Consider the following 8777-nt stretch of genomic DNA (forward strand, 5'->3'; position numbering starts at 1 on the left):
TTTGGCATATCAGATCAGCGAGTCCGCTTATGACCTCGAAAATATCCCCCAAAACCATTTTCTCCAGTGTGGCGCTGGTGATCGCGCTCGGTTCACTGGAAAAGAGCATCGTCACCACCCCGCTGCCCATAATTGGCGCCGAGCTGCACGCCGGTGCCGCCCTCACCTGGGTGGTGACCGCCTACCTGCTGGCGGCCACCGCCGTGCTGCCCCTCTACGGCAAACTGAGCGATCTGTTTGGTCGGGTGCGGATGCTCAATATCGGCATCGGCCTGTTTCTGGCGGGCTCGGTGGCCTGTGCGCTCTCCCAGGATCTGCCGACCCTGCTGGCGGCCCGCGTGTTGCAAGGACTGGGCGGCGGCGGCCTGATTGCCCTCGCGTTTACCGTGATTGCCGACACCATCCCGCCACGGGAGGTGGGCAAGTATCAGGGCTACATTTCGGCGGTCTATGCGGTCTCCAGCATCGCGGGCCCCTTGCTTGGCGGCTACTTTACCGAGCAGCTCAGCTGGCGCTGGATCTTCTGGATCAACCTGCCGCTCGGGGCGCTGGCGGTCTTCCTCATCAACCGCAACCTCAAACAGCTCAACGTCCGTCGCCACAGCCGCTTCGACTGGAAGGGGGCGGCGCTGCTCATCACAGTCACCACCCTGACCCTGTTGCTGCTCTCGCCGGAGACTGCCCTGCCCGCCGTCTGGCTGGCGGGGGCGCTGGCGGTTTCGCTGCTGTTGTTGATCCTGATTGAGCGACGGGCTCACGATCCCATCCTGCCCGCCCATCTGGCACGGTTGCCCGGTTATCTGGTGAGCGTGCTGTTGGTGATGCTCTCCCAGTTGCTGATGTTCGCGGTGCTGGTCTATCTGCCGCTGCAGATGCAGTGGCAGAAGGGGCTGAGCGCCAGCGAGAGCGGGGTGAGCATGGTGATCTTTATGATCTGCATCACCGCTGGGGCCTTTGTCGGCGGCAAGCTGATCGGCCGAACCGGTCACTACAAGAGCTTTGTGGTGGTGGGGTTTGCGCTGGCGGCGGTGGCGCTCTGGCAGATCCACTTCGATGCCTGGGTCAAGCTGGCCCTCGGGTTTGCCGGTATCGGTCTTGGTCTGGTGCTGCCAGCCCTCTCGGTGGTGGTGCAAAATGCCCTGCCACGGGAAGATCGCGGCATCGGCATGTCGCTGTTCAACTTCGGCCGTGAGCTGGGGGGCGCAGTCGGCGTGGCCATCTGCTCCATGCTGTTCAATGCCCAGCTGCCTGCTGGCAGTGCAGGTCAGCTCAGCGCCTTGAGCCCGCAGCTGCTGGCCCCCGGTTTCAGTGCCACCTATATCGGAATGGCGATCATCGCCACCTTTGCACTGCTGCTCACCCTGCTGGCGTTGAAGCGCCACGAGCTGGCTACTATCAGCGCCTGATCAGCCGTATAGCCATACCGCGCATTGGTAAGGGGCAAACCGCGGTTCAGGCTGAGTGGGGTAGTTATTTATCAGCAGGGTAGCGCCTTGTTCTACCTGTTCAACGTGCGGCATCGGTAAGGGATTGGTGGTGAGATTGGCGAGCAGCAGCAGGGTGTGCCGTGCTCCGCTTGCCGGATCCTGCCAGTGGCGGCGATAGCTGATGCGCTCGGGATCATCCCCATCCAGCAGCTCGAAATTGCCGTGGCGAATGACCGGGTGAGCCTTGCGCAGGGCGATGAGTTGGCGATAGCAGTGAAACGGCGAGTCGGGGCGGGCCAACTGCTCGGCAGCGTTTATCTCGACGTGGTTGGCGTTGAGGGCGATCCAGGGCGTGGTGATGCTGAAACCGGCGTGGGGGCCCGCGTCCCACTGCATCGGGGTGCGGGCGTTGTCGCGGCCGATGGCATCGAGCCGCCGACTCAGCTCGGCAGGATCCAGCCCTGACTGGCTGGCGCGGTAGTTGATGGCCTCCACGTCGCGCAGCTCGCCCAGCTGCCAGTGGCGGTTGGTCATGGCCAGCTCTTCCCCCTGATAGATAAAAGGGGTGCCCTGCATCATGTGCAGCACCATGGCCCACAGCTTGGCGCTGGTTTCACGCCACTCGGGCCTGTCGTCGCCAAAGCGGGAGATGGCGCGGGGCAGGTCGTGGTTGTTCAGAAACAGGCTGTTCCAGCCATGCCCGTGTAGCCCTTGCTGGTGGCGGGCCATGGCCCGTTTGAATGCGAGAGGATCGAAGCGGGAGGTCCACTTGTCACTGCCGAGCCCCAGATGCTCGAAGTTGAACACCATGCTGAACTCGCTGCCATCGTGGTTCGAATAGCGCTGCATATGGGCGAGATCGGCTCCCCAGGTTTCACCCACCGTGATGATCCCCTTGCCGCCAAAGCTTGCGGCATTGAGCTCGCGGATATAGTCGTGCAGGCGCGGGCCATTGCTCATGGCAAGCCGGTCCCACTCCTTGCTCACCATGTCGATCACATCGAAGCGAAACCCCTTGATCCCTTTGCCCAGCCAGAAGTTGATCACCGCCGCCATCTCGGCCCGCACAGCCGGGTTGTCCCAGTCCAGATCGGCCTGACTCGCATCGAAGTTGTGCAGGTAGTAGCGATCAAGCGCTGGCACATATTCCCAGCCGCTACCGCCAAAAATCGAGGTGATAGGGTGAGCGTCAACGAAGGCCTGGTCGCGAAACACGTAATAGTCCTGATAGTGAGGATCCCCCGCCAGCGCCTGCACAAACCACTCATGCTCGGTGGAGGTATGGTTGGCGACGATATCCATCATAAGGCCGATACCACGGGCGGCGGCCTCGCTGATCAGCTGTTCCATCTCGGCCAGAGTGCCAAAGGCGGGGTCGATGGCGCGGTAGTCCGCCACGTCGTAGCCGTTGTCCCGCTTGGGGGAGCGATAGATGGGGGTGAGCCACAGCATATCGACACCCAGCTGTGCCAGATAGTCGAGGCGCTGGCGGATGCCGTTGATATCGCCCATGCCGTCGCCATCGCTGTCCTGAAAACTCATGGGGTAGATCTGGTAGATGACGCAGCTATCGAGGTTGATGGCGGGCGTGTGGCGGGGTTGCGGGTTCATCAGCGTGGCCGGTTGGGGGAAGAGATTTTCTATCTTACGCAGATGAACGGGCACTCAACAGGGCAGGGGAAGCCTTGAAAAGGGTTCCATTATTGGCTGATTACCGAAAATGAGGGGAGGGTCACAAAGGCGCCATCCCGAGTCACGGACGTGGTCGGGATGGCGGTTTACTCATCTACACTGTGGCATGAGCCGTTATCGGGGGGCCCCGGCCTGCTCGACGTTTGGCTCTTGCTGGTGCTCAACCTTCTCTTGTTGGCGTTCCGCCTGCGCCTCCAGCTCCTTGCCGAGGAAGTAGTTCAGGAAGGTGCGGATCACCGCGATGATGGCGAGGCGGATCAGCTCCTCCTTGCTCGGCGCGACCGTGGTGGCCAGGATGTCGGCGGCGAGCTGGAACTCCAGCGCCAGAATGAGCCAACTGCCAAAGCAGAGGCGAATGCGCGGAAAGCCGGGCTGGTGATCCCGCACTCTTGCCGCCAGCCAGAGGGTCTTGCCAAGCCCTATCACCACACAGGCGATGGAGATGATCTCCAGCAGCAGCTGGAACAGCTCGACCCCGTGCATCATGCCCTCTCGCAGGCTCGCTATCTCAAACACTCGGGTCACCTCCCTGATTCAAAAGAGCACACTATTAACATATTGCTCGGCAAAGGCCAAATCCGGCTCAGGCAATCAGTTTGAATTCAATCACATAGAGCGGCGGCAGATCGGGGTAGATATCGCGGATCACCTGTTTGAGCTCGGGGAGGGTCATGTTCTCCTGACGGGCGTGCTCATCGCTCAGTTCATCAAAGGCGACCGCCTTGACCGAGAGTACCTCTATGGTGCCAAAGGGCTGGTGCTCCGGATTGGTGAACAGGGCCAGCCGTTGGCCGGGCTGCCAGTTGGCCTCGCTCTCGTCGCGGATGGTGATGGTCTTGCGGCCCGCCTGAATATCGGCGACGAAGCGGCTGAAGAAGGTGAATTCGGGATAGGAATGGGCTGACATGGTAACTCCTGACAGGGTGAATCGAAATTGGGTGAGTAGACATCAAAGGTCGAGATAGGTGCGCAGCCTGGCCAGATCGGCGATGGCGGGGCCCTCGGCCCCTTCGCAGACGATCCCCTGCTCGATCAGCTCCTTGAGGGCGCGGCGGTAGACCCGCTCGGTGGTGCCAAAGCGTGCCGCTTCGTGGGCCCGCTTGCGTGACCCCAGCATCGGGGTGCGCTGGCGCTCGCGCCACAGCTCATAGGCGATGTTGTAGGCGATGGGGTGGAGCAGGCGGCTGGTGGTGATCTCCAGGGTATCGAGATAGTCGCTGGCGAGTGCGGCGGCAAAAAACAGGGTCAGCTCGGGCTCGGCCAGCAGGCGCTGGGCCAGCTTGTGGGCGCAGATGACCCGTGCATCCAGCTCGGTCTCGGCCACCACGTTCCACTGCACCGGGGTGGCGCTGAAGAACTCCATCTCGCCGAAGATCTGGCTGTGGCAGGCTATTTCGCCGAGTTGGAAGCTGCGGCCCGAGTGCACCGTGCTGTTGAGGGAGACCCGGCCACGTTCGACCAGATAGAGCTGCTCGCTCTGCTCCCCCTGTCGCATGATCAATTCGCCCGGCAGGTAGCGGCGCAGAAACAGGGTGCAGGCGTCGAGCGCCGCGGCAAAGCGGGGTTCAAGCTGCTGGAGTTCGGCGTGAAAACGGCCGAGGGGGTAGGGCTGTTGCTGCATGACTTGCCTGTCGCACCGGATGACGAGGGCCATGAGGCTAGCAAGAGTGCGGGCCGGATACCAGCCCGCACGGTAGCGGATGTGCCGCAGTTAACGGTTTGCGGTTTATTGCGCCAACGCGTGGAGGGCGGCCGCGATGGCGTGCTGCTCACCGGCCATCATCGCCTGTTCGGCGCTGGCGTAGTCCGCCACCCCTTGCTGCACATCCTGTTCGAACAACACCACGTTGCAGAGCACGGCGGCGACCCGCACCTTGCGCAGGCGCCCCACGGTCAGCAGGGAGGCGGTCTCCATATCGGCGCCGAGCACGCCACGGGCATGCCAGTAGCGGCACACCTCCTGCTCGTCATCCCGATAGAAGCTGTCGTGGGAGCGTACCAGCCCGTGCCAGTAAGGCTGGCTGCCAGTGGCCACATGGTTGAGCAAGGCGGCCTGCAGCCAGATATCGGCGCAGGCGGGGTACTCGGCGGGCAGATAGGCCTGTGAGGCCCCCTCATTGCGTACCACCCCTTCCACCACGATGAGGTCGCCGAGCCCGATCTCGTGTTGCAGGGCACCAGCGGAGCCGACCCGGATCAGCGAGCGGGCGCCGGCTTGCACCAGCTCCTCCAGCGCGATGATGGCCGAGGCGCCGCCAATGCCGGTGCTGCAAACCGTGATGGGCAGCCCCTGATAGGATCCGTTGATGAGGCGAAACTCCCGGTTTTGCCCCAGCACCTCACACTCTTCAAGTTGGCTGGCGATGCGGTCAACCCTGGCCGGGTCGCCGCACAGCACCACCCGCTCGGCAATCTGGTCGGGGCGGCACTGGAGATGGGGTAATAGCGTCATGGCTTACAGACCTTGTGGTTGGCGCTTGGCGGCAATCACCCAGAGGCGGGTGCCGTTGGCGGCGATAAACAGCAGGATCAGGTACTCCAGCGACATGGCGTAGACGCCCTGCGCGGCATAGACACCGATGCTGATGATGTTGATGACGACCCAGAGGATCCAGTTTTCCACGTATTTGCGGGTCATCAGGATCTGGGCGACCACCGAGAGCACCGTCATGCTGGCATCCCAGAACGGGAAGGCATCGGGGGAGGGCTCGGGGGTGGCTAGGTTGGCACCAAACAGGTTGAGCAGGGAGACCGAGGTGCGCGCCAGGGTGGCGAAGACCGGGTCGATATAGCGGGTCAACAGGGCGATGGCCAGCACGCTCACGGCGGCGGTCACCATCAGTTTGGATTTGCTGAGCCAGCGGATCTGCAGGGTATCCCCCTGATCGTTGGCCGGGCGGGTCCAGGCGTACCAGCCATAGACGTTTGCGCAGAAGAAGAACAGCTGCAGCATCAACAGCCCGTAGAGCTGGATCTGGAAGAAGATGATGGCAAACAGGCTGACGTTGATCAGACCAAACAGGTAGTTGATGGTCTTCTCCTGACTGGCGAACCAGATGCAGGCCAGCCCGAACAGGGTGCCGATGGCTTCAATCCATGACATGGCATAGCCGCCACCCAGCGGGATGGTCACCAGGGTGTTATTGATGCTGAACAGCTCGAATATGCTCATTTTCTGATCCTTAGGCATGAGGGTAAGTATGCGAGGGCGCCATTCTAAGGGGTGAGGGGGAGGAGGGGCAGGACTTTTGTCCGCCCCGGGCTTGGCCCATATCAAAGAAATCGCCGCTGGTGCCCGGTTATTCCAGCACTGATGGGTTATGGTGCCCCCGCAGGCCGGACTTTATTGATATGTAGCAAGATGATAGCGCTGTGCCTGTGGTCTGATAGAGTCCACTCTCCGGGAGGAGAATCACGTGATAAAAGGAGGTTGCATTGAATTCCGAGCTTGTCTGGGTGCTCTGTCTGCTGGCTGGCGCCATCTATCTCTTCATGACCAACAAGGTTCGTATGGATGTGGTGGCCCTGGGTGTGGTCATCCTGTTTGTGCTGAGCGGCACCCTCACCCTGCCGGAGGCGCTGGCGGGCTTTAGCGATCCCAACGTCATTCTGATTGCCGCCCTATTTGTGGTGGGGGAGGGGTTGGTGCGCACCGGCATCGCCTATCAGGTGGGGGATGCGCTGGTGAAGGTGGCGGGCAGCAGCGAGACCAAGCTGCTGGTGCTGCTGATGGTGGCGGTGGCGAGTCTGGGAGCGGTGATGAGCAGCACCGGGGTGGTGGCCATCTTTATCCCGGTGGTGCTGAGCGTCGCGAACCGGATGGGCATCCCCGCCGGTCGTCTGATGATGCCCCTCGGTTTTGCCGGACTTATCAGCGGCATGATGACGCTGGTGGCCACGCCCCCCAACATGGTGGTCAACAGCGAGCTGATGCGCCACGGCATACACGGCTTCGGCTTCTTCGGTTTCACCCCCATGGGGGTGCTGATCCTGGGGATGGGCATTCTCTACATGCTGCTGGTGCGCGGCTCTTTGGTGGGCGAGGGGGAAGAGGGCAAGGGCAAGCCGACCGGGCGCCGCACCCTGCGCGATCTGATCCGTGACTACCGGCTGGCCGGTCGGGCCCGCCGTCTGGCGCTGCGGCCGGACTCCCCGCTGATTGGCCATACCCTGGATGAGCTGCAACTGCGCGCCCGCTATGGTGCCCACGTCATCGGGGTGGAGCGCTGGCGCAAGTTTCGCCGGGTGATGGTGCCGGTGTCGGGGATCAGTGAATTTCAGGCGAAGGATGTGCTGCTGATCGACATGTCCGATCCCGAGGTGGATGTGCGGGCGTTTTGCAGCGAGGCGCGGCTCGAACCCATGATCCTGCGCGGGGAGTACTTCTCCGATCAGGCGCGGGAGGTGGGGATGGCCGAGGTGTCGCTGATCCCCGAGTCCAAGCTGCTGGGCAAAAGCGTGCGTGAGGTGACCTTCCGCTCCAGCTATGGCCTGAGCGTGGTGGGGCTGCGTCGAGACGGCGAGGCACTGGCAGGCAAGCTGGTGGACGAGCCGCTGCAGATGGGGGATACCCTGCTGGTGGTGGGCAACTGGAGCCATATCCGGCTGCTACAGACCCACAGCCGAGACTTTTTGCTGATGGGCTTGCCTGCCGAGGTGGACGAGATGGCTCCCGCCCGCAGTCAGGCCATTCATGCCCTCTTCTGTCTTGGAGTGATGATCCTGCTGATGGTGACCGATCCGGTGCCCAACGTGATTGCCGCGTTGATCGCCTGTCTGCTGATGGGCAAGTTTCGCTGCATCGACATGGAGAGTGCCTACAAGTCGATCCACTGGCCGACCCTGATCCTGATTGTCGGCATGCTCCCCTTCGCGCTGGCGCTGCAAAAAACCGGCGGGGTGGATCTGATCGTCGGCGGCTTGATGAATGCGGTGGGGGAGATGGGGCCGCGCGTGATGCTGGCCAGCCTGTTTGCGCTCTGTGCGGTGATCGGGCTCTTTATCTCCAATACCGCCACCGCAGTGCTGATGGCGCCCATTGCATTGGGCACGGCACAGCAGATGGGGGTATCGCCCTATCCGTTCGCCATGACCATCGCCATTGCCGCCTCGGCCGCCTTTATGACGCCGGTTTCGTCACCGGTGAATACCCTGGTATTGGGGCCGGGCAACTACAAGTTTGCCGATTTTATCCGCATCGGGGTGCCGTTCACCCTGCTGGTGATGGTGGTGAGCGTGGTGGCTATTCCCTGGTTCTTCCCGTTCTGATAACCGGGATGATGAATGTGTGTACCAGCGGCCTGCGGGCCGCTTTTTTGTGGCCGAGAGAGAAGAGTGGCAAGGCGTGCTCGGAATCAGTGAAGGGGGGCGAGAACGTGAATTAACGTGGAGATGGATTCATAGAGGAGTAAGAGAAAAACTGGGGAGATACAAATTTCAGATACAAAAAAACCAGCGTGAGCTGGTCTGTTTGGTACTGCTATTAATGGTGCGGAAGGAGAGACTCGAACTCTCACGCCTAGGGCGCCAGAACCTAAATCTGGTGCGTCTACCAATTTCGCCACTTCCGCAATATTAATGGTGGCTATGACGGGATTCGAACCTGTGACCCCCGCATTATGAGTGCGATGCTCTAACCAACTGAGCTACATAGCCGAT

8 protein-coding genes and 2 tRNA genes are annotated in these 8777 nt (G+C 61.7%); 2 read left to right on the top strand and 8 right to left on the bottom strand.

Going from position 1 to position 8777, the window contains the following annotated elements; translation table 11 throughout:
• The first annotated feature begins 29 nt into the window (after window positions 1-29).
• Window positions 30-1406 carry an MDR family MFS transporter gene (locus PG888_RS13375; RefSeq protein WP_182938024.1) on the top strand — a complete coding sequence of 459 codons (1377 nt, stop codon included), beginning with the start codon at window positions 30-32 and terminating at the stop codon, window positions 1404-1406.
• On the opposite strand, the gene PG888_RS13380 is transcribed toward PG888_RS13375, so the two are convergent.
• The 6 genes from PG888_RS13380 to pnuC all read right to left on the bottom strand — a co-directional run bounded on the left by PG888_RS13380 (window position 1407) and on the right by pnuC (window position 6291).
• Window positions 1407-3038 (bottom strand): alpha-glucosidase, encoded by a 1632-nt coding sequence (locus PG888_RS13380; protein ID WP_182938023.1) that lies wholly within the window; start codon window positions 3036-3038, stop codon window positions 1407-1409.
• Window positions 3039-3233: 195 nt separating this feature from the next.
• On the bottom strand, window positions 3234-3635 hold the full coding sequence (locus PG888_RS13385; RefSeq protein ID WP_182938022.1) for a DUF1622 domain-containing protein: 402 nt from the start codon (window positions 3633-3635) through the stop codon (window positions 3234-3236).
• Window positions 3636-3702: 67 nt separating this feature from the next.
• Window positions 3703-4026 (bottom strand): N(4)-acetylcytidine aminohydrolase, encoded by a 324-nt coding sequence (gene yqfB, locus PG888_RS13390; protein WP_182938021.1) that lies wholly within the window; start codon window positions 4024-4026, stop codon window positions 3703-3705.
• A 42-nt stretch (window positions 4027-4068) separates the two neighbouring features.
• Complete coding sequence (locus tag PG888_RS13395; protein ID WP_042656942.1) at window positions 4069-4740, bottom strand: Crp/Fnr family transcriptional regulator; 672 nt, start codon at window positions 4738-4740, stop codon at window positions 4069-4071.
• Between the two features lie 105 nt (window positions 4741-4845).
• Window positions 4846-5571, bottom strand: coding sequence for a nucleoside phosphorylase (locus tag PG888_RS13400; RefSeq protein WP_182938020.1), 726 nt, complete (start codon window positions 5569-5571; stop codon window positions 4846-4848).
• 3 nt (window positions 5572-5574) lie between these two features.
• A complete protein-coding gene (gene pnuC, locus PG888_RS13405; RefSeq protein WP_042656944.1) occupies window positions 5575-6291 on the bottom strand; it encodes a nicotinamide riboside transporter PnuC in 717 nt (238 codons plus the stop codon).
• A gap of 263 nt (window positions 6292-6554) precedes the next feature.
• On the opposite strand from pnuC, the gene PG888_RS13410 reads away from it, so the two are divergent.
• Entirely contained in the window at window positions 6555-8387 is a 1833-nt protein-coding gene (locus PG888_RS13410) for an SLC13 family permease (protein WP_182938019.1), read from the top strand.
• 218 nt (window positions 8388-8605) lie between these two features.
• Here the strand turns inward: PG888_RS13410 and PG888_RS13415 are convergent.
• Window positions 8606-8689, bottom strand: a tRNA-Leu gene (locus tag PG888_RS13415).
• 8 nt (window positions 8690-8697) lie between these two features.
• Window positions 8698-8774, bottom strand: a tRNA-Met gene (locus PG888_RS13420).
• Between the last annotated feature and the right edge of the window lie 3 nt (window positions 8775-8777).

Source organism: Aeromonas sp. QDB23 (genome assembly GCF_027707745.1).
GTDB lineage: Bacteria > Pseudomonadota > Gammaproteobacteria > Enterobacterales > Aeromonadaceae > Aeromonas > Aeromonas allosaccharophila.